This window comes from Paenibacillus sp. Root444D2 (assembly GCF_001426375.1).
In the GTDB taxonomy this organism is placed as follows: domain Bacteria; phylum Bacillota; class Bacilli; order Paenibacillales; family NBRC-103111; genus Paenibacillus_E.
Genome location: NZ_LMEO01000052.1, coordinates 94,793 through 113,917, shown reverse-complemented (window position 1 = coordinate 113,917; position 19,125 = coordinate 94,793). Strand labels below are relative to the sequence as shown.

General features: G+C 43.9%; 24 protein-coding genes. 16 read left to right on the top strand and 8 right to left on the bottom strand.

What is annotated here, in order from left to right; all coding sequences use genetic code 11:
• Positions 1 to 4: 4 nt before the first annotated feature.
• Entirely contained in the window at positions 5 to 1,678 is a 1,674-nt protein-coding gene (locus ASD40_RS33985) for a putative polysaccharide biosynthesis protein (protein ID WP_057307570.1), read from the top strand.
• A gap of 16 nt (positions 1,679 to 1,694) precedes the next feature.
• Here the strand turns inward: ASD40_RS33985 and ASD40_RS33980 are convergent, their stop codons facing one another.
• On the bottom strand, positions 1,695 to 2,963 hold the full coding sequence (locus tag ASD40_RS33980; RefSeq protein WP_156390272.1) for a DUF2515 family protein: 1,269 nt from the start codon (positions 2,961 to 2,963) through the stop codon (positions 1,695 to 1,697).
• A 254-nt stretch (positions 2,964 to 3,217) separates the two neighbouring features.
• Between ASD40_RS33980 and ASD40_RS33975 the strand changes: the two genes are divergently transcribed.
• The 4 genes from ASD40_RS33975 to ASD40_RS33960 are packed head-to-tail and all read left to right on the top strand — an operon-like array spanning position 3,218 to position 6,409.
• Complete coding sequence (locus tag ASD40_RS33975) at positions 3,218 to 3,595, top strand: GntR family transcriptional regulator (protein ID WP_057307568.1); 378 nt, start codon at positions 3,218 to 3,220, stop codon at positions 3,593 to 3,595.
• 55 nt (positions 3,596 to 3,650) lie between these two features.
• A complete protein-coding gene (locus ASD40_RS33970; protein ID WP_057307567.1) occupies positions 3,651 to 4,340 on the top strand; it encodes an ABC transporter ATP-binding protein in 690 nt (229 codons plus the stop codon).
• Complete coding sequence (locus ASD40_RS33965) at positions 4,337 to 5,170, top strand: hypothetical protein (RefSeq protein WP_057307566.1); 834 nt, start codon at positions 4,337 to 4,339, stop codon at positions 5,168 to 5,170. Before ASD40_RS33970 ends, ASD40_RS33965 begins: the two co-directional genes overlap by 4 nt.
• Positions 5,171 to 5,182: 12 nt before the next feature.
• Entirely contained in the window at positions 5,183 to 6,409 is a 1,227-nt protein-coding gene (locus ASD40_RS33960) for a hypothetical protein (RefSeq protein ID WP_057307565.1), read from the top strand.
• A gap of 492 nt (positions 6,410 to 6,901) precedes the next feature.
• Here the strand turns inward: ASD40_RS33960 and ASD40_RS33955 are convergent, their stop codons facing one another.
• From ASD40_RS33955 to ASD40_RS33945, 3 genes are all read right to left on the bottom strand, one after another.
• Positions 6,902 to 7,264, bottom strand: coding sequence for a hypothetical protein (locus tag ASD40_RS33955; RefSeq protein WP_057307564.1), 363 nt, complete (start codon positions 7,262 to 7,264; stop codon positions 6,902 to 6,904).
• 575 nt (positions 7,265 to 7,839) lie between these two features.
• The gene (locus ASD40_RS33950; RefSeq protein ID WP_057307563.1) at positions 7,840 to 8,031 is read right to left on the bottom strand and encodes a hypothetical protein; all 192 of its coding nucleotides are present in this window, start codon (positions 8,029 to 8,031) and stop codon (positions 7,840 to 7,842) included.
• 13 nt (positions 8,032 to 8,044) lie between these two features.
• A complete protein-coding gene (locus ASD40_RS33945) occupies positions 8,045 to 8,884 on the bottom strand; it encodes an SPFH domain-containing protein (RefSeq protein WP_057307562.1) in 840 nt (279 codons plus the stop codon).
• A gap of 164 nt (positions 8,885 to 9,048) precedes the next feature.
• On the opposite strand from ASD40_RS33945, the gene ASD40_RS33940 reads away from it, so the two are divergent.
• A complete protein-coding gene (locus ASD40_RS33940; protein WP_057307561.1) occupies positions 9,049 to 9,393 on the top strand; it encodes a thioredoxin family protein in 345 nt (114 codons plus the stop codon).
• A 94-nt stretch (positions 9,394 to 9,487) separates the two neighbouring features.
• Here ASD40_RS33940 and ASD40_RS33935 read toward each other — a convergent pair whose 3' ends face one another.
• Positions 9,488 to 10,009 (bottom strand): general stress protein, encoded by a 522-nt coding sequence (locus ASD40_RS33935; protein ID WP_057307560.1) that lies wholly within the window; start codon positions 10,007 to 10,009, stop codon positions 9,488 to 9,490.
• A 245-nt stretch (positions 10,010 to 10,254) separates the two neighbouring features.
• On the opposite strand from ASD40_RS33935, the gene ASD40_RS33930 reads away from it, so the two are divergent.
• From ASD40_RS33930 to ASD40_RS33910, 5 genes are all read left to right on the top strand, one after another.
• Positions 10,255 to 11,154, top strand: coding sequence for a COX15/CtaA family protein (locus tag ASD40_RS33930; protein WP_057307737.1), 900 nt, complete (start codon positions 10,255 to 10,257; stop codon positions 11,152 to 11,154).
• Between the two features lie 134 nt (positions 11,155 to 11,288).
• Positions 11,289 to 11,732 carry a UbiD family decarboxylase domain-containing protein gene (locus ASD40_RS39575; protein ID WP_057307559.1) on the top strand — a complete coding sequence of 148 codons (444 nt, stop codon included), beginning with the start codon at positions 11,289 to 11,291 and terminating at the stop codon, positions 11,730 to 11,732.
• A complete protein-coding gene (locus ASD40_RS33920; RefSeq protein ID WP_057307558.1) occupies positions 11,729 to 12,682 on the top strand; it encodes a DMT family transporter in 954 nt (317 codons plus the stop codon). Before ASD40_RS39575 ends, ASD40_RS33920 begins: the two co-directional genes overlap by 4 nt.
• Before the next feature lie 36 nt (positions 12,683 to 12,718).
• Positions 12,719 to 13,429 (top strand): Cthe_2314 family HEPN domain-containing protein, encoded by a 711-nt coding sequence (locus tag ASD40_RS33915; RefSeq protein WP_057307557.1) that lies wholly within the window; start codon positions 12,719 to 12,721, stop codon positions 13,427 to 13,429.
• A 7-nt stretch (positions 13,430 to 13,436) separates the two neighbouring features.
• Positions 13,437 to 14,228: an SDR family oxidoreductase gene (locus ASD40_RS33910; protein ID WP_057307556.1), complete on the top strand. Its 792-nt coding sequence runs from the start codon at positions 13,437 to 13,439 to the stop codon at positions 14,226 to 14,228.
• Between the two features lie 65 nt (positions 14,229 to 14,293).
• Here the strand turns inward: ASD40_RS33910 and ASD40_RS33905 are convergent, their stop codons facing one another.
• A complete protein-coding gene (locus ASD40_RS33905; RefSeq protein ID WP_029194781.1) occupies positions 14,294 to 14,539 on the bottom strand; it encodes a NifU family protein in 246 nt (81 codons plus the stop codon).
• A gap of 95 nt (positions 14,540 to 14,634) precedes the next feature.
• On the opposite strand from ASD40_RS33905, the gene ASD40_RS33900 reads away from it, so the two are divergent.
• The gene (locus ASD40_RS33900) at positions 14,635 to 14,889 is read left to right on the top strand and encodes a YuzB family protein (protein WP_057307555.1); all 255 of its coding nucleotides are present in this window, start codon (positions 14,635 to 14,637) and stop codon (positions 14,887 to 14,889) included.
• Between the two features lie 2 nt (positions 14,890 to 14,891).
• On the opposite strand, the gene ASD40_RS33895 is transcribed toward ASD40_RS33900, so the two are convergent.
• Positions 14,892 to 15,956, bottom strand: a complete 1,065-nt coding sequence (locus ASD40_RS33895) for an NAD(P)/FAD-dependent oxidoreductase (RefSeq protein WP_057307554.1) — start codon at positions 15,954 to 15,956, stop codon at positions 14,892 to 14,894.
• 44 nt (positions 15,957 to 16,000) lie between these two features.
• Positions 16,001 to 17,104: an aminofutalosine synthase MqnE gene (mqnE, locus tag ASD40_RS33890; protein WP_057307553.1), complete on the bottom strand. Its 1,104-nt coding sequence runs from the start codon at positions 17,102 to 17,104 to the stop codon at positions 16,001 to 16,003.
• 413 nt (positions 17,105 to 17,517) lie between these two features.
• On the opposite strand from mqnE, the gene ASD40_RS38945 reads away from it, so the two are divergent.
• The 4 genes from ASD40_RS38945 to ASD40_RS33875 all read left to right on the top strand — a co-directional run bounded on the left by ASD40_RS38945 (position 17,518) and on the right by ASD40_RS33875 (position 19,055).
• Entirely contained in the window at positions 17,518 to 17,709 is a 192-nt protein-coding gene (locus tag ASD40_RS38945; RefSeq protein ID WP_235549491.1) for an aspartyl-phosphate phosphatase Spo0E family protein, read from the top strand.
• A 132-nt stretch (positions 17,710 to 17,841) separates the two neighbouring features.
• On the top strand, positions 17,842 to 18,213 hold the full coding sequence (gene erpA, locus ASD40_RS33885; RefSeq protein ID WP_029194777.1) for an iron-sulfur cluster insertion protein ErpA: 372 nt from the start codon (positions 17,842 to 17,844) through the stop codon (positions 18,211 to 18,213).
• Positions 18,214 to 18,348: 135 nt separating this feature from the next.
• On the top strand, positions 18,349 to 18,696 hold the full coding sequence (locus ASD40_RS33880; RefSeq protein ID WP_057307552.1) for a VOC family protein: 348 nt from the start codon (positions 18,349 to 18,351) through the stop codon (positions 18,694 to 18,696).
• A gap of 80 nt (positions 18,697 to 18,776) precedes the next feature.
• Positions 18,777 to 19,055 carry a hypothetical protein gene (locus ASD40_RS33875; protein WP_057307551.1) on the top strand — a complete coding sequence of 93 codons (279 nt, stop codon included), beginning with the start codon at positions 18,777 to 18,779 and terminating at the stop codon, positions 19,053 to 19,055.
• The last annotated feature ends 70 nt before the right edge of the window (positions 19,056 to 19,125 follow it).

Below are 19,125 nucleotides of genomic sequence, written 5' to 3'. Positions count from 1 at the left end.
GGACTTGACGAAGGAAACCAAAGATTCTCTAGTAAAAGGGACGCTCATTCTCACCGTGGCCGCGCTAATAGCGCGGTTTCTCGGCGTTTTCCAGCGAATTCCACTGGTACACTTGCTTCATGAGGAAGGAATGGGCAGTTATTCCATTGCTTTTAATCTATATTCGATCTTACTTGTTGTAGCAACAGCAGGTATCCCAAGCGCACTAAGCAAAATGGTGTCCGAGAAGTATGCAATCGGAAGACCTGCAGAAGCACAGAGGATTTATCACGCGGCCATATGGTTTGCAGTCGTTGCGGGAGTCGTAATGACGGTGATTCTATATGTCTTTGCACCGATCTATGCCGAGAACATTTCACATGGTGGACCGGATGCCACCCTAGCTACTCGCGCAATAGCGCCAGCTATGCTGTTCTTCCCGCTTATTGCCATTATGCGGGGCTATTTCCAAGGTAGGCAAAACATGATGCCTAACGGGATTTCCCAGGTTGTGGAACAAATATTCAGACTCGTAACCTCAATCGGACTCGCATTTATTTTATTGAACATCAGCTTAGGTTGGGGAGTTGCGGGTGCATCTTTTGGAGGGGTCATGGGCGGGATTGCGGCACTTGCCGTTATGCTTTACTATGCTATGAAGCTGAAGCGTAGAGATGCGCAGTCAAACATAGCGGCCGAGCAGATAGCTGCTGGAAGCACGCAATCGACCCAATCACATACGCCAGTTCGATATAGTGAAATCTATCGCAGCTTATTGAAGCTGTCGATTCCGATCGTTATTTTCTCAGTGACGGTTACACTTGTGTATGCGATCGATACCTCGATCATTATCCCGCTCTTAGAAGGGACCATTGGCAGAAGTGAAGCGCTTGGACTTGTTGGTATTATAGGAGGACGTGCCCAGTCTCTGGCGGGGATTCCGATTATTTTGGCCATTGCGCTTAGCCAATCGGTCGTTCCCATCATCTCAGCAGCCTATTCACGCAAAGATTTGAAACAGGTTGGCCACCAGACAACAAGGGTGCTTCAACTCTCGATACTTTCTGGGTTACCGGCTGTATTGGTGATCGCCATTGCTGCCCGTCCATTAGACTTCTTCATGTTCGGGCATGAAGATACCGCTTTTGGCATGAGTCATGGACCTCACATGATTTCACTGCTCACATTAGGAGCTATGTTTCAAATTGTGATGCAGACATCAGGCGCTGTCCTTATGGGCATGGGCCGAATGAAACCGCTGATGTTGCATGTTGCTGTTGGTATTGCGGTCAAACTAGCTGGTAGCTTCTTACTTGCGCAGTGGTTTGGCATCTATGGAATCATCGGCTCAACGGGTCTTTGTTTCATTGTCATGTCTTGGCTCAATTTACGCTCGCTTCGTAAAGAAGTCGACTTTACGATCCTCGGACGTCGTTTCATCGGATTACTGTTTTCCATCGTTGTCATTGGTGTCCTTGGTCTAGGGGCAGAATGGCTCACACATACGTATGTGCATCCTACTAGTTGGTATCGACTAAATGAAGGAATAAATGCAGTACTTGTTTGTGGCTTCTCGGCTGCCTTGTATCCATTGATGCTGATGGTAACACGTGTTGTAACGAAGGACGATGTGAAAAACTTCCCATCCCCTGTGCAAAAGCTAATCGCCAAAGTGAGTCGTCTTATCAAACGTTCCTAGCCATAGCCAAGCTTAGTCACCGGATCACTTTCTTAATCGCTTGGGCAGCTACAATGCCTAACTCAATCTTGCTTAAACCAAAGTACACCTCTTTCGTTAAATCATAAGGAATCGGTACAGGAATGGAGCGCATATGCACCAGTGGCTCCTTCACGCTCGTGAACCAGTCACCAGGCTCTACAGGGGCCAAGCTCCTGTCAGGCCATACCGATGTAAGCTTAGGACTATAAAACGGCTGTGTTCCTTTCTTAAGGGCGCTGCCATCCAACCTCTCCTGATATTTCATATCGGGAGGGGTTTTTCTTATTTGGGCAAACAGGTGTGGCCAATAATCGGAACGTGATCCAGTATGGGGAGTTGCGGCCGCAAATCTAAGTACGCTTTGAAGTACTTCCGGTGCTCCGAAAAGTATCGCATACAAGCTTTTTCCGAATTCGATGCGTTCTGTTAAACTAGCGAAATTCTCAAGTATAAGTCCAGCCAGATGCGGCTGAGGTGCGTGGGTTTGGTCGGAAGCGGGAAAAAAGGGAAACCCGATTTGATTCAATTGTAACCATGCTTGTGTTTTGAACAAAGGCGTATTCAACACGTTCTGCTGAATCTGCTTATTCTTTACGATTCGTTGTTCGATGTAGTTTTGTTCATTAACAATAAGTGCAATCGTTAGGGCGGCCGATTCTTGATTCGTCCAGAAGTCGCTCCAAACAGGGACCATCCAGGACGAAATATCCATATGCGGCAGGAGGTGAAACAAACTCATCTTTCGCTTCTTGCTTTCGCCGTAGAGCAGGAGTTGAGGATAAGCATCTTGAAAAATAAGACCGTTCGCTCTTTCCAGAAAAGCAAATAGATGCTGAGCCATTTCATTGCTTATCAAATGTGGCAGCAGCTCCCCGCGAAGATCGGTCATACACCAGCCCCCGTTGCGTGAAACCATATGGGCAAGCAGTGCCCAGTGAAGCTCCGGATGATCCTGATAACAAGACCAATACGCGTTAGTTCGTGTCACATTATTTCGGTTTTCCCGCTGGGTCCGTTCCTTAATTCGATGAACAATCGCCCTCTCATCTGTCGAGAGAGGAGCACTTACGACACCGCTTTGGTGCAGATCTAATTGATGTTTTAAACCCTTTTCCAACCGTCCTATGAATGCTGTCGTGACAGGAATTTCTTCCAAAGGGCCAACTATTTTAGCAGTGGAATGCAAAAGAAGCGATGCTTGCTGCTTGAACAGCTGTGCAACTGCGTTCGGCAGTCCTCTCATTTTGCTTAGAACACCTTTCATGTTCTTACCTCTTGGTTTAACTGTTCCTCCCAACACCAATTACCTCCCCGACCTTCAAGAAATCCATGCCTCTAGTGTTTGCTTATTCACTTACAGGTATGTGGGAACGCGGCCAATTATGGCTATGGCTTCCAATCATCTCTTGACAGACTAAGTGTATGAAGTGTATAGTACACTTCATGATGTATGAACCAGTTAATACACACACTAAATTTATCCAGTTTTACTAAGGAAGGGACATAGGAGATGGGTAGATGAACATTACGTTTAACAACCGCGATCCGGTTTATCTGCAAGTTGTGAAGTATTTTAAAGAAGAAATCGCCACAGGCAAGCTAGCTTCAGGACAGGAGATCCCGTCTAGGCGTGAATTGGCGGGTTTGCTTCAGATCAATCCCAATACCGCACAAAGAGCTTACAAAGAGATGGAGGAGCAGAAGTTGATCACAACAGAAGGAAATTCCCCTAGCCGGATAACGACGGATGGACGAATTTTGAATTCGATTCGTGAGGAGCTCATACAGGAGGCTGTTGAGGTATTCGTCCAATCGATTAAGAAAATCGAGCTGCCAACGGATGAACTGCTTCGCTTTGTGAAAGAGAAGTATGAATCGGAGCGTGCTAGAGGGTAATGCCGCATGTTTACGAAGATTTTTTTGTTAAGCAACACTCGAAGGAGGTCAACAAATGATCGAAGTAGATAAGATCGTTAAGAAATACGGCAGGAGAAGAGTGCTGGATGAAGTTTCATTCACGGCTGAGAAAGGCCAAATCACTTGTCTTATTGGCATAAATGGCGTCGGTAAATCGACCATTATGAAATCCATCATGGGTCTAACACCCATCAGTAGCGGTCAGATTCGGATTGACGGTCAGCTTTTAGATAAACACACGTACAAAAAGGTTGTATTTATTCCTGATACTTTGACCATGCCTACCCATTTGAGAATTGCAGAGGCGATGCAGTTTATGCAGGATTTCTATTCGAATTGGAATAGTAAACGAGCGCAGGAGCTTCTAACTTTTTTTAAGCTTAAAGCCGAAGATCGGATAGGCAGCTTATCCAAAGGGAATTCAGCTAAAGCCAATCTACTGCTTGGTCTATCGCTTGATGCTGATTATTTACTTATGGACGAGCCTTTTTCTGGGATTGATATCTTTAGCAGGGAGCAGATCACGGACGTTTTCACCAGTCATCTCGTCGAGGACCGCGGAGTCCTGATAACGACACATGAAATCCATGATATCGAGCACTTGATTGATAAGGTTGTTCTACTCGATCAGGGCCGAGTGATGAAGCAGTTTTATGCTGAGGAGATGCGTTCCAAGGAAGGCAAGTCTGTTGTAGATGTCATGAGAGAGGTGTATCTGGCATGAATCGTTATGGTAAACTGCTGAATTGGGAAATCGTCCGATTTAGCAAATTTTATGGCGCATTATTGGTAATAACGCTGCTTTCGCAATTTCTCGGCATTTGGTTACAGGCGAATAGCTATATGAGTAGGGCTGAAGAAATAATGGATAGGAATTCGATTTCGCCTGTCCAGTATGCAGAGCAGTTCGGTAAGATCAGTATTTCAAATGGCTATCAATCCATTTGGTTTGAAGGACCCATTAGTCTATGCGCTGCGGCGCTCATCCTATATATTTTTCTAATTTGGTATAAGGAATGGTTCGGTAAAAGTACGTTTGCTTATCGACTTCTCATGCTCCCCACATCCAGAATGAATGTATATCTGTCCAAGTTAAGCACCATTGTCCTGTTCGTATTAGGGCTGGTAGCCTTTCAATTAATGTTGATTCCTATTCAAATGGCGGTATTTGACGCAATGATTCCCGGTGAATTCAAACAAGCCGTGACCATCTCGTCTCTAATTCATAGCCATCCTTTTTTGCAAACACTGCTGCCGTCCTATTTCATTGAATTTGTCCTCTATTACGGAGCGGGTGTGATGGGTGTGGTTGTCCTGTTTACGGTGATTTTACTAGAACGCAGCTTCCGATATAAAGGCATCGCAGCTGGAGTTGTTTATTGCGGCGCGGCTCTTCTGCTTATGTTAATCCCCATCCTACTTGCGGAAGACTGGCTTCGGGATTACTTATTCCCCAGCGAGGTTCTCATTCTACAAATTATCATTAGTATCTGCATCACAGGTTTTTCTTTGTGGTTCAGTTCCTACTTATTACGAAAAAAAGTGACCATTTAAGGAGGTGCGCCCATGAAACGTTACTGGATACTTGCGTTGCTTATTCCGTTTACTGCCTTGTCGATTAGTATATATTACGTTACAGCTGCTGAGGATGTTAAGCCAGATTATTATCTGAAAACGCTTGGGGGCGAGGAAAAAGAAGCTTTACCTATGACCGTTCAAGCTCGATATGAAAACGAGAGGGTTGATATTCAAACGAACGGGAGCAGCTATCCAAGCGAACAGCAGTCCTATATGAAAAGATTGGATTCATCCTTCTATTATTTAGAGGAATTAGGTGGTCTACTCGAAGAACATCGCTCCTTCCTGAGAGGGAAGAGGAATGTGAATGCATTTTTTGAAGATGAAAAAGGTATTGCTTACGTAGGTTTTGAAACGGGGTTCGATTTGGACAAAATTCAATATGATCTCCTCGACATCTCGTTTTATCAAAAAGGAACTAAAAAAAGCGAATCCTTCCAGGTGAAGGTGCAGAAGAATAAAGATGAGTACGTCAGTATCTTGGATGTTCAGGTGAAAGAGCGGACGATGAAGCTGATGATATCTCAATATCAGCAGTCAGGTAAATATTCGACACCCAATAATTCAGAATACTATATGTATACACTGGACCTCGATAAGAAGAGTATTGTGGAGAAGAAGTTGGTTGCTGCCGTTACCACCCAAGACAAATCGATACGGACAGTAATTACCAATATCTGGTCAAGCGGCTTGATCAAGCCGAGCAACTACGCAATCTTTGATCGAACCTCATACCAACTAAACGGTACGAAAGAGGATACTGCAGAGGCAAAAAATCAAGTAATCGTGAACCGTGATATTCTTGTTTATGATATATGGAATGGTCAAATGACGACGATTCAAAGCGATCCGGTACATGACATGCTGATAAAGGGAAACCCGGAAAACCTGTCCATTCGATATATTGGCGATGATCTCTTTCTCACCTTGTTGTCAGAGTCTTCGGAATCTCGAGTTCTTCAGTACCAGTTAGTGGAGAATAAGCTTAAGCATGACGTCAAGCTTACTCTTCAAGATTGGCAAACAGAATGGGGCAGAGCACACAACACCCAAATTGCCAATAATCGTTTATACATGCTCGCTTTAGGAAGGAAAGATCCGGGGGTAGTTATTGCTGACTTGGATACAGGGAAGATCGTGTATCAGGGTGTGATTGAAAAGAAAGACGAATTAGGAAGCAATAGGTTATCATTTGAAAATATATCAGTTAGGTAGCACTGTTGCCTAATACTTTAACTGATAGGGAAGGGGCCGTGAGGCCCCATTTTTCATCATAAAAGTTTATTTAGGCTAGATAGTTACGGATTTTTGCAAGCTAAGTGAGATTGTGGATATATATGCATAATTATTTGTTAAATGACTATGTTTTCCTTGCGTTTTTGGGAGAAGTGGGGATTAGGAAGGCAAGTTGTACAACGTGCAACAATTTTCTTGATTTCTTCTTGAAAAGCTCAAGATGCTGTATGTTCTACAACAATTTATCCTTTTTATGTGCTATAGAGCTACTTTAGATTGAAATTTGTTGTATTTAGTACAACATTCGGTTGGAAAATGAGGAATAGCTTGCCTAGTGTTGTACAAATTACAACTTTACACTGACGGCTAAGCAAGAAAATTTTAATGCATTTACATTTTGGGTGTAGCGGGGTTTGCATCAACCCTTTACAAACACTTTTACCCAAGGTTGGTATAAACCGTTTATTTTAACTATTCCGGTTTGCTGTTGATATTCTGGTATTCCGGTAAATCCCCCAGATTCATAGCTTCAATATGCTTCTTGGTTTCTGTCGTCCCCAACTGGTACACAAGAAAATAAATATCCTTAAGCCGCTCATCATAAGTGCGATTTTTCATGTCCTGATCTTTTTCTGGGAACGCCTCGTACGGAGTACTTGCCCGTTTCATCAATTGTTTATCTACCAGATTGATTTCCCGGAATTGTTCAATGAGCTGGAGAAGCTCAGCTTCATCGGCGCGGATCTCGAACTCATAATGGTCTCGAATGAGCACTTCACTGGCTGGCACGACTTCTTGCCGTCCGACGCTAACCCAATATGTTGTTCTTGGCATGCTGTATCACTCCTTATCTCATCTTTATTACTATTTACCCGGAAGTCGATGCTTAGAAACTTATAAATAGAAAAGGGGCTATCTCAAAAGTAGATAATGAACATTGCCCCCTCGCTTGATACTTAAAAGAAAGACCCTATTCATTGTGCTGCCTCAAAACAGGTAGCATAACTCCAAAATTTGATAATAGAGCCGATCAGCAGCTTTATAAAGGTAGATCGGTTATAGTGGTTGCCAATTGTTGTAATTTATACAACAATTCACACGTGGAAAGGCTATTTTGTAAGTGGAAGTTGTATTTTGTACAACATTTCTAGCCTATTTATTGTAGAAATGGCCTTTATGTGGCCCAATTGTTGTACATTATACAACAGCGAAGCGAAATCGGCGGAATCTAGGCGGAATTGTTGCACTATATACAACATCATTCAACCTAGAAGATGGATTCATTCAAACCTTATATCAGACGTGTAATTATAAATGTAAAAAGACCCGAGAGAGGTCACTTTTTCAAAGTGTCCATCTTTCAGGTCGTAGTTCATAAGTGTACTTGCGGACAGCCCGCGTGGCAGAAATCACTCATCCGTCTTTTCCAAATTGGCTTGCTCTGTTCCGGGTTTAATCATACGTCCAGTTCGTTGGAGCGCTTCACGCAGCAAATACTCGATATGACCGTTCACACTGCGGAATTCATCCTCCGCCCAACGCTCCAGAGCCTCGTACAGCTTAGGATCAAGTCGGAGCGGGAAATTCTTCTTAGGAGCCATAGCCCTGGTCCCGTTAGTACAACGAACCGGTATTAATGACCGGGCTCGCTGAGCGGTCCGATACAATCGCAACAAGCAAATTGTTTATCATAGCCGCTTTTCTTTCCTCATCTAGGTGCAAGCCCTCGGACTCCAACCGAGAGATAGCCATCTGAACCATACCCACAGCGCCATCAACAATAATTTGGCGAGCGGATAAAATAGCAGAAGCCTGCTGGCGTTGAAGCATAGCACTGGCAATTTCAGTCGAATAGGCGAGGTGGGTCAGGCGAGACTCAATGACTTCTACACCTGCTACAGACAGACGCTGCTGCAGTTCAAGGCTAAGCTCAGCGGCAACCTCATCTGCATTGCCTCTAAGCGAGTAGCCTTCGCTTTCAAAACGGTCATAAGGATATTTGCTGGCGACATGACGCAGCGCCGTTTCACTTTGAATTTCAACGAATTTTTCGTAGCTGTCCACATCAAAGAGGGCCTTGTAGGTATCGACTACTTTAAACACGATGACGGCCGCGATCTCGATAGGATTTCCTTCAATATCGTTTACTTTGAGTTTCACACTGTTAAAATTGCGCACCCGCAATGAAATTTTCTTTCTGTTTGAAAAAGGAACAATGAGCCATAGGCCGTTCTTGCGAATTGTACCCAAGTAGCTGCCGAAGAAAGTGATGACAGAAGCTTCATTCGGATTAACAGCAGTGATTGTCGAGACGAATATCAGTCCCAGAATAATAAGGATGATGCCCGGCACAATTCGTTCCTGCGTAAGAAGGAAAACGCCAATCCCACCGCCGATAATAAATAACAATAAACCGAGAAAACCATTTAACGACCAAGCATTCGTTTCTTTCATTCTTGCAGCACCCTTTCAAAGTATATCTTTTTGATATTTATATGATATCACTTTTTACTTTTACTGTAAATATATTTCAAATAAATTGCAGCCTATCTTTAATCTTGATACAATTGTTTGGACATGCTATAAGTTAATAAATTCTAAGCAATGAGGTGCTCGTCATGATTAAAGTATCCAATGAACAAGCTTTTCAAGAACAAATCTCGCAGCCCACGTTGACCATTGCTGTATTCAAAGCAAGTTGGTGCAAAGACTGCCACTATATCGAACCCTTCATGCCGGCAGTGGAGCAAGCTTATTCTGGACGTATCACGTTCATCGAGTTAGACCGCGACGAAGTGCCTGATCTTTGTGAGCAGTTGAATATCCTTGGTATTCCAAGTTTTATTGCTTTCCGTGAAGGCCAAGAGCTGGTTCGTTTCGTCAGTAAATTGCGTAAAACACGCGAAGAAATTGAGGAGTTCCTGGGCCGTGCAATCGAAGTGTCCGATGCGTTAAAGTCGTAAGCACAAAAAATCTCTCTTCTGAGTTAAATGGGGTCAAGATTGACCCCATTTAACCAAAGAGAGATTTTTTTATAACCAAGCATATATTTATGATTTATGATCGATAGCCATACTCAGGGGTATAGGTGTTAGCATTCAGCGATTTGTTATTGCGAAATGTTTCATAGGCTTTATGATCGCGGGTGGAGTCAGATTCGACGAGGACTAGAATTTTCCCATCCTTGACGTAATTATCATAATCTTTGGCCTCATTCTCGGGAATACCTAAACCGATTAAGCCGCCGACAAGGCCGCCTGCACCCGCGCCAACGGCTGCGCCGGTCAATGTCGCGACAATAGGGCCGGCTGCTATGATAGGGCCTATACCTGGAATGGCAAGTGCACCAATACCCAGCAGTAATCCCGTAACGCCACCTAATACACCGCCAGCAGCAGCACCGGTTGCTAGTCCTTCTTCCGCTTTGGTTTCTGTTTCATCCTCGATTTGACTTAAACCCTCGTTATTCCTGCCGATAACTGAGATATCATCTGCTCTGTAGCCTTCTGCCTTGAGTTGGTTAATCACGCGAATGGCTTCTTCTTCCGAATTGAATACTCCAATAATGTGCTTACCCATAGATAAAACCTCCTGCAATCGATTTTGGTTGAACAGCAATAATTTGGTGCTCATCTTTTATTTACCCTCGTCCCAAAAGTTGAAACATTGAATGACTTTTGAACTTCAGGACGGCCTTCCGCGCGGTTTCGGAGCTTTGTAACAATTGCGAATGGATTTGCCTACTTATTACAGCTATAATTGAAAGCGGAGCAACATCATTCGACATGATTAACAGAAGTAATGACATAAAAGTAGGTGCAATCATGCAAAAATTGATTCAAAGATTAGCGAATCTTTCGGCCATTGGCATGTTTCTTATTCTTGCAATGGGTGCCTTAGTTACGAAGGCTGACGCAGGTAGAGGCTGCGGAGATGAGTGGCCCCTGTGTCATGGGACATTCGTCCCGGCACATACGATTTCTTCACTAATTGAGTACAGCCATCGATTGGTGGTAGGCATTGTGACGTTAATCCTGGTTGCTACATTCATTCTTGTATTTCGTTATGTGAAACGTAGAGATGCCAAATTTTTTATCTCCGCTACGGTATTGATGACGCTCATTCAAGCAGCAATGGGGGCTATGGCTGTCGTATGGCCGCAATCTTCACTCGTCTTGGCCTTACATTTCGGATTATCCTTATTGGCCTTTGCTTTTTCTTTGCTGCTAGCCATTGTTTTTACGCCATGGGGGCAATTCCAGCGTGATACGGCCATTCGTAGCAGTTTTAAAGCCCTTGTATGGATAACGACGATATACAGCTATGTCGTTGTTTATCTGGGTGCATTCGTTCGTCACACGGTTTCATCAGGCGGATGTTCGGGCTGGCCTTTATGCAATGGGGAAGTAGTCCCTGAACTCAGCGGGGCAACGGGTATTGTCTTTACCCACCGTGTAGCGGCATTACTGCTCTTTATATGTATTTTGTTTCTTTACTTACAAGCCAAACGTTATTATCAGGGCTCAGACAAGCTGAGGTTTGGCAGCAAATGGGCGCTAATTTTAGTGTCTCTGCAAGTGTTTAGCGGAGCCGTTGTGACCTGGTCAATGGGGAATGAAGTCGCTTATTTATTTACCGGCATGATTCACGCGGTTATTGTTTCTTGCATGTTTGGATTCTTATGTTATCTATGCGTACTTACGCTATATGACCGCAAAGCTTAATACCTGACGGACGAGCTCCTTGGAAGCACGGCAGGGCTATCTTTGCGGTAGAGGATGCCTTCTGACGCGGAAGGCTATTTCCTTTTTACTTCCAATTACTCATCTACAATCCCACAGTCAAAGGTGGAACCTACATGGTACCAACGAATTTAAGAGCTTTTCTAGATATTTTGCGCCGCGAAAATGAACTGATTGAAATCTCCTCTCCAGTAGACCCTAATCTAGAACTTGCCGAAATTCATCGGAGTGTCATCGACGAGCAAGGTCCAGCCTTGGAGCTGCCACAGCGTCTGCTGGCGAATGCAGCCAGCCGCTTAGCTGAGTGGCCGCTGGTCCTCTTAGTGGATGACGCCAGCGGCATCGCGAACGACCAAACCAAATTCTTATGGACCGTGTTCACTCGGTTCAATCCGGCAAGTGACATGTACGCGCAGTCCAGCGTGAATCGTCATCACATCGTCTACGAGGTTCCGATTGTGATTGATGCTCGTATGAAACCAGGATATCCAGATGAGTTGTTCCCGCGGGAAGATATCGGGGAACTCGTGGATCGCCGCTGGAAGGAATATTTCGCATGAATGAGTATCGGTTCCGTTCCTTTTATCCACATGCAGGGTTTGTTCTGGTGTATATCCTTTGGGGCATTAATCTAGCTTCGCTGAAGATTGGGGGAAGAGAGTGGGATTCCCTCGTTTTTAACGGGTTGCGCTTCGCGAGTATGATTCCGTTGCTGTGGGTTTATACTTACTTTTATTATCGATCGCGTTCGCTGAAGATGCAGATTGCCGGTAGAGATCTGCTCCTTATATGTGGGTTAGGCATTCTCAATGCCATTGGCATGGAAGCTCTTCTGCAGTATGCCTTGCAGTTCTCTAACTCCGCGAATGGCGCTGTATTAGGGCGCGGCTTCATGCCCGTCATAACCGTTCTTTTCGCTTTAATTGCCGGTCAAGTGAGGCTCACATGGCGCATCCTTATCGGAATTCCATTAGCTTTATGCAGTGTAATCGTCATTGTCTCAGGCGGGGTTGATGGATTCCATCTTGGAGGAGAAACGTTCCGAGGGGATATTCTATTATTGATGCGCAGTGTTATGGGAGCCATTTATCTCATCGGTATGAATCGACTTGTGTTGCGCTATCCGCTGCCGCTGCTGATTTCACTCGAAATGACAGCAGGGGCGCTCTCGCTACTGCCTTTCGTTCTCTGGCGTGCTGACGCCGCCTATTTTGCGGCCATTTCTTCGACAGGCTGGATCAGCTTAATTTATACTTCCTTGATGGCTACTGCATTAGGATTTTCTATACACAACTGGAGCTTAGCTAAGTTAGGGCCGTTCAAATCTTCTGCTTATGGGTATTTACTTCCTGTAACTGCAGCTATTGCGGGCTACATCTTTTTGCATGAGTCGATTTCCCTGTATCAATGTTTGGGTGGTGTTGGGGTTTTGGCAGCTATGTATTTGGTACAGCGGGATCGTTCACAGAAGGTGAAACAGACCCTAAGCGAACAAACAACAAGTCTATAACCGAACAAATTTGCTAGATGAAAAAGGGGTGTGCCCGTGCTGCGAGTATTGTTCAATGAACCGAAACGAATAGATAGCGGACTTCTTCTAGAAGCCGGTAACGCGGTTAGAACGTATATTGAGCTGTTGGAATCTAAGGAACATAGCCGCCTAGCTTCAGAGTATCCCAAGTATCATAGACGGGCGATCTGGAGCAAGGGGTTTATTGATGCCTTGGATGAGCTTGAACAGAGCAAATATTGCTGTGAGCGTTACGCTGAGCATATCAGTAAGGCATTCTTGGAGGAAATGAATCCGCAAGAGATCGAAGAATATCATCGATTTGTTTATTTTTATAAAAATGCCTTCATTCGCTTGTTTTCGATCTTGGACAAATTGGGCACGTTTATGAATGATCTTTTCGAGCTGAAAACAGAGACGCTTAAGTCTCGTTTCTCGTACTTTACCGTACTGCGCCGTATGCATGAAAAGCAAATCCACGGTTCACTAGAGCTCCAGCTTTATAATCTCAAAATGGATTATAAATCGTCTCTAGATCGACTGCGCAATCAACGGAATATGGAGATTCATTATATTAACGCTGAAATGCTGGATGATCTTATGCAAAAAGAGCCGATTCCCGGTGAGCGTATTCACGTTGAAAATGTGAAATCAAATATCGCCGATCTGCAGCAGGGATTTGAAATGGTGTGCCGAACCTTAACAATAGCTTTCTCTTATATTACGGCAAGTATTGCAAAGGGGTAAGAGGACCATGGAATTAAGAGGCCGAACGGTTCTTATTACAGGCAGCGCCAAGGGCTTGGGGAAAATGACCGCGATCACCCTAGCGCAGCGGGGCTGTCAGGTAGCTGTCAATTATGTAAATAGTGAAAAGGAAGCTGCTGAGCTCGTCCTTCGATTGGAAGATCTGGGTGTTCGCAGCGTGGCCGTCCAAGGGGATGTCGCCAAACGCGATGATATTATACGTATGGTGGAACAAACAACATCTGCGCTCGGTCCGATTGATATTCTCGTGAATAATGCTGGACCTTTCTTCAGAGAGCGGCGCTTTTTCGCTGATTATAACGTCGATGAGATTGAGTATCTGATGCGCGGCAATTTGCTCGGCGTCATGGAGCTTGATCATCTAGTTCTGCCTATGATGCGGGAGAGACGATGGGGGCGAATCATCCATTTTGGATTCGGTAAGGCGGCTGAAGCAAGGGGCTGGACGCATCGCGCCGTATACGCGGCGGCTAAGGTAGGCTTAGTTTCCTTCACGAAAACGTTGGCCGAAGAAGAGGCGAGCCATGGGATCACTGTCAATATGATATGTCCTGGCGATATTCGAGGTAAGAACAAAGAACGGACGATGCAAGAAGCTCGTCTGGAGGTTGATGGGGAAACACCGGTAGGAAGACCGGGGACGGGCGAAGATGTAGCTAGAGTTATTGATTTCCTTTGTTTACCTGCATCTGATTTCATTACTGGAAATATAATGGATATTTCTGGTGGGCTCGATCCGATCCAGCCTTTGCCAGTGCTTAACCAGCGTAAAAACTAGCCCTTAATACATAGGCAAAAAGAGCTTACCATAGAGGTAAGCTCTTTCTTATGATATAGTCGTATTTAGAATACCTGTACGACTTCTGTTATGCCTTCAACCTCTTCAACCAATGCGCGTTCAATACCAGCTTTCAACGTGATTGTTGAGCTTGGGCAGCTGCCGCAGGCACCCATCAGTTTCAGCTTCACAACACCGTCTTCTACATCAACGAGATCTACGTCACCGCCATCGCGTTGTAGAAAAGGACGGAGTTTATCTAAAACTTCAAGGACTTCATCATAAATTACTTCTTTTGTTTTTTCAGTCATTTGATTCATCTCCTTTCTTCTATTATTATATTACAATAATGATTAAATGAAAATGGTTTTCAACTTGAATATCAACATAAGGTGGAATTTATATAATGAGACCAATCATTGAGTTTTGTGCCAGTAATATGCATCATGGAACCGATAAAGTCATGAAAGCTTTGGAACAAAATCCTGACTTCGACGTCATGGAATACGGCTGTCTAGGCAATTGCGGACAGTGCTATATGGAACCTTATGCGCTTGTGAATGGCGAAATCATTGCAGCTGAAAGCGCCGATGCTCTTCACGAGCGCATTTTAAACCGCATTAAAGAAATTGAAGCAATGTACGAACTTCTTGGAGACTAATCTTACCCGAAGTGGCGTTTCGACTTCCACAGTACACCGCTTTTGAGCACACGAGCGATTTTGCCCGTCATTAACGTACGTTTACCCATGATGCCGAAGCCGGCCTTTTTACCCAGAGAACCGAGCGTACCTCTGAGTTTAATTTTACCAAGACGAGGCGTATCGCCTTTCCAAATCGACAGCATGGCTTCGGCAATCTGCTTGCCTTGGGCTTGCGCCGCTTGCGCACTTGGAGAGAACGGCAGGGAAGCGCAGTCCCCTACGACGAACACTTCTTGATAATCTGGAATTTGATGATACTCATTAAGCATGATACGGCCCTGACGGTCTTTGGGCACATTCAATGCCTCAACGATTGGATTGGGCTGAATGCCTGCTGTCCAGATTGTAGCATCGGTTTTAATAATTTCATCCCCGTTGTACAAATCTCCACCATCTAGTCGGACTAACGATACCCCCGGACGGAGTTCAATATGATGCTCCGTCATCCATTCGCGGACGTACTGCTGCAGATTGCTCGGGAAAGCGGAAAGTAAGCTTGGGCCACGATCAATCAATCGAATGTTCAAATCAGCCCGGCTTTCACGGAGCTCAGCTGCCATTTCAACTCCGCTTAGACCTCCTCCAATAATGGAGACTTGTCCATATGGCGCAATGTCGTTAATGCGCTGGTAGGTAGCACGTGTTTGGCAAAGAGTCTGGATGCTGGAAGAGTACTCTTTAGCACCGACAATTCCATGATAACTATCCACACAGCCGAGACCGATAACTAACCAGTCATACGATAGCGGTTCTTGATCTTCAAAATGAATTTGCTTGTTGTTCAAATCGACGCTAGAAACCTCACCGAATGTTAGAAGCAACCGCGGGTCATTTGGATAGGCAACACGAATATGTGTTTCAGCAATCGTACCTGAAGCTAATGCATAATATTCCGTTTTTAATCCTTGAAAAGGGCTTCGGTCAATAAGTACTAGCAGTGTATCTTCTGGCAAATCCTTCTCCAGCATGTTTAAGGCTATGGTCAAACCGCCATAACCGCCTCCGAGAATTACAAACTTTTTCATCCCATCCAATATCCCTTCTGAACAATATCTCTTCTCTAGTATGACTAATATACCCTGATTTCATTATAAAAGGTGTCACGTTCAACAGGAATGCGTCCTGCGCCTTTAATAAGATAAACGAGCTCATCTCGTGTAAGACCTTCTGGTGATAATGCGCCGGCAGCATGGGAAATCTTCTCTTTCACGATCGTACCATGTGCGTCCGAAGCACCGAAAGTGAAGGATAGCTGGGTCAATTTCGTACCAATGTTGATGAAATAAGCCTTAATATGCGGGAAATTATCCAGCATCAAACGGCTAATCGCAATGGTTTTCAGTTCATCCCAAGCTGCTACCCGATGTTTGAGGCCTGCGTTTTTGCTTGCTGGCTGAATGGAATTAGGAATGAATACTAAGAAGCCGCCTGTTTCATCTTGAAGCTCACGCAGCAGCATCATATGACGAATGCGTTCCTCTTTCGTTTCAATTGAGCCGTACAGCATCGTTGCGTGAGTTTTCATACCGAGCAAATGAGCGTTACGATGTACGTCAATCCATTCCTCCGAGGATGCTTTTTCTACTTTCATTTTCGTTCGGTAGCGCTCCGTCAGAATTTCGGCTCCTCCTCCTGGAAGAGTGGACAAACCTGCATCCATTAGCGTCTTGAGGACATCTCGGAAGCTAAGACCACTGATACGCGAGAAGAATTCAATTTCAGCCGCTGTATGAGCTTTAATCGTAACGTCAGGGTAAGCTTGCTTCAGTTGGCGGATGCAATCCACGTAATATTCAAAAGGCAAATGCGGGTTATGCCCTTGGCTAATATGAAATTCTTTAATTTCTGGATTAAAATTTTCAGCTACATAATCTAACATTTGACTAGGTGTCAGTGTGTATGAGCCTTCTTCACCTTCGTCGCGGCGGAAATGACAAAAAGCACAATGCTCCTCGCACACATTCGTAAAGTACAAACTCATATTTTGGACAAAATAAACCTTGTTTCCGTTCATTCGCGTATTTACTTTGTTCGCTAATTGACCGATGGTTAGCAAATCGTCCGATTCATACAAAAATAGCCCATCTTCCATAGATAGACGTTGACCATTCTCAACTTTGTCTGCAATTTCGGCCATCCGTTTGACCGGGTCTGTAGTGACAACACTCATCATTATTCCTCCTCTGAATAGTAAATAAAGTCCATACTGAATCGACGCATTCAGCTAGATAAGGACTAAATGCGTTATGTGGTGTGAGACGCTCGCGTACCTGTTCATCCAGTTCGGTCAGGAATTCACACTCTTAATATAGGGATCTTTAAACGGAGTTTAAAGTCTCTCTGCTTAGGGATCTTTGAGCGTAGTTCAAAGTCTCTTCGTCTTGTTTCTTCTATTATACGTGTAATCCATCACATCCATTATAAACCTCCGTGTTGGGAGGGGCAATATCATTAGATGGAGATAAATTGACAATATACAAATATGACATTATTTTTCCTGCTATATGAGGAAATGTTATTCCCAATATTAACAAATTCCTGTATACTATTGCAATGTGATTACGTAGGGCTAAAGGTGATTAAATCGTGATATCAGTATTCGTGACCGAACCACAGGAACGATTAAATATAGAAATAGAACAGCTTAGAGGCCATATGGTTTCCTTAGGTACGGCATACGGCTTCCTTCATCCAGAAGTGCAGCAGTGCAGTCGAGAGCTCGATCAATTGCTGTTACAATATTATGCGATAAGACATAACCGTAAAGTTTATGGCTGAAATGGCTATGAATGACTGCGCAACTGCCCTTGAGCAATGCGTCAGATAGGAGTATACTTGATAGTAAGCATTACGAAAACTTAGTATAATGCCAGTTTTCCATAAGGAGAACTTTAGGGAGGGATTTCCGTTATGATTAACATTAGTGAATCAGCGTCAGATAAGATTAAAGAGCTTCTATCTTCTGAAGAGTCACCGAACCTATTCTTGCGTCTAGGAGTCAAAGCTGGAGGCTGTAGCGGTTTCTCTTACGGCATGGGCTTCGATGATGAGCAGAAGGATGACGATAAAGTATTCACCATACATGGCCTCAAGGTCGTTGTGGACGAAGATAGCTCCAAATATTTATACGGTGTTGAAATTGACTACACAGACGCAGGCATGGGCGGCGGGTTCTCCATCAATAACCCGAATGCCGTAGCATCGTGTGGATGCGGCTCTTCCTTCAAAGTGAAGGATGAAGAGGGCTTAGTTGAGAAGTGCGACGATAAAGTCGAGGCTTAATACGTGATTACGACCTCCAAGCTTATGTGCGATGTTAATACACAGAAGCTTGGAGGTTTTTTTATGTTAAAGAACAAAGAAAGAAGAGTGTCGAATGGTACAATAGGGATAAATAGGGAAGTGGAGGATTAAATCATGCAACTACGCGAATCTGGTGTCATTTTATTTTGCGAAGATTACGAACGAGCCTTAAATTTTTACACGGAGAAAATTGGTCTTCCTATTCGTGAACAAAAAAGTAATTTAGCTGTACTTGATTTTGGTGGCAGTTATTTAATGATTGAGGATAATGGCACTGCATCAACAACACAAAAGACTAGAGCGCAAAATCCAACAGTGATAAGGTTCAACGTAAATGATTTTGAAGATACTATTTCGGAGCTATTAAGTCGCGGTGTGAATGTTGATGTACATTCATTTAATTGGGGGAAAATTGGCGTATTCATTGATCCAGAAGGAAACAGGATAGAGATCAAGGATTAGTCTTATGCATGTAATTTCAAATGATATAATATACATAAAAAGGAATTCCTGCAGTTGATGAGAGGAGTTGTATCCTATAAGTGAATTGGAATTTTAATGTTTCAATCATCTCTACAATTGTTGTCATTTTCGTATTAATACTGTTTTACAGAAATAGAGATGAGGACGAAGGATATTTAGGGTTGAAATTAGTTGGATATTACATTCTAGGTACATTCAATTTAAAAGTTGGTATTTTAATTCCTATTGGATTTATTATTTGGCTGCTTTTGTTTCACCCGAAGACGAACCGAACGATAAAGCGATATTCGGCTATATTTGGATTACTTATGATGTTGCTTGGTCATTGGATATTTTAGCTCCCCGAGTGCAGGATCGTTGCACTTGCGGGAGCCTTTTTTACATTATTCGCAAAAAACAAAAAACTAG

What these genes read in the sequence shown, in the direction of transcription:
- ASD40_RS33880 (WP_057307552.1), top strand. Translation starts at nt 18,349, where the DNA reads ATGCAACTACGCGAATCTGGTGTCATTTTATTTTGCGAAGATTACGAA.
- ASD40_RS33955 (WP_057307564.1), bottom strand. Translation starts at nt 7,264, where the DNA reads ATGCCAAGAACAACATATTGGGTTAGCGTCGGACGGCAAGAAGTCGTG.
- ASD40_RS33920 (WP_057307558.1), top strand. Translation starts at nt 11,729, where the DNA reads ATGAATGAGTATCGGTTCCGTTCCTTTTATCCACATGCAGGGTTTGTT.
- ASD40_RS33940 (WP_057307561.1), top strand. Translation starts at nt 9,049, where the DNA reads ATGATTAAAGTATCCAATGAACAAGCTTTTCAAGAACAAATCTCGCAG.
- ASD40_RS39575 (WP_057307559.1), top strand. Translation starts at nt 11,289, where the DNA reads ATGGTACCAACGAATTTAAGAGCTTTTCTAGATATTTTGCGCCGCGAA.
- ASD40_RS33975 (WP_057307568.1), top strand. Translation starts at nt 3,218, where the DNA reads ATGAACATTACGTTTAACAACCGCGATCCGGTTTATCTGCAAGTTGTG.
- mqnE (WP_057307553.1), bottom strand. Translation starts at nt 17,104, where the DNA reads ATGATGAGTGTTGTCACTACAGACCCGGTCAAACGGATGGCCGAAATT.
- ASD40_RS33960 (WP_057307565.1), top strand. Translation starts at nt 5,183, where the DNA reads ATGAAACGTTACTGGATACTTGCGTTGCTTATTCCGTTTACTGCCTTG.
- ASD40_RS33965 (WP_057307566.1), top strand. Translation starts at nt 4,337, where the DNA reads ATGAATCGTTATGGTAAACTGCTGAATTGGGAAATCGTCCGATTTAGC.
- ASD40_RS33950 (WP_057307563.1), bottom strand. Translation starts at nt 8,031, where the DNA reads ATGGCTCCTAAGAAGAATTTCCCGCTCCGACTTGATCCTAAGCTGTAC.
- ASD40_RS33935 (WP_057307560.1), bottom strand. Translation starts at nt 10,009, where the DNA reads ATGGGTAAGCACATTATTGGAGTATTCAATTCGGAAGAAGAAGCCATT.
- ASD40_RS33945 (WP_057307562.1), bottom strand. Translation starts at nt 8,884, where the DNA reads ATGAAAGAAACGAATGCTTGGTCGTTAAATGGTTTTCTCGGTTTATTG.
- ASD40_RS33905 (WP_029194781.1), bottom strand. Translation starts at nt 14,539, where the DNA reads ATGACTGAAAAAACAAAAGAAGTAATTTATGATGAAGTCCTTGAAGTT.
- ASD40_RS33895 (WP_057307554.1), bottom strand. Translation starts at nt 15,956, where the DNA reads ATGAAAAAGTTTGTAATTCTCGGAGGCGGTTATGGCGGTTTGACCATA.
- ASD40_RS33970 (WP_057307567.1), top strand. Translation starts at nt 3,651, where the DNA reads ATGATCGAAGTAGATAAGATCGTTAAGAAATACGGCAGGAGAAGAGTG.
- ASD40_RS33910 (WP_057307556.1), top strand. Translation starts at nt 13,437, where the DNA reads ATGGAATTAAGAGGCCGAACGGTTCTTATTACAGGCAGCGCCAAGGGC.
- erpA (WP_029194777.1), top strand. Translation starts at nt 17,842, where the DNA reads ATGATTAACATTAGTGAATCAGCGTCAGATAAGATTAAAGAGCTTCTA.
- ASD40_RS33980 (WP_156390272.1), bottom strand. Translation starts at nt 2,963, where the DNA reads ATGAAAGGTGTTCTAAGCAAAATGAGAGGACTGCCGAACGCAGTTGCA.
- ASD40_RS33930 (WP_057307737.1), top strand. Translation starts at nt 10,255, where the DNA reads ATGCAAAAATTGATTCAAAGATTAGCGAATCTTTCGGCCATTGGCATG.
- ASD40_RS33900 (WP_057307555.1), top strand. Translation starts at nt 14,635, where the DNA reads ATGAGACCAATCATTGAGTTTTGTGCCAGTAATATGCATCATGGAACC.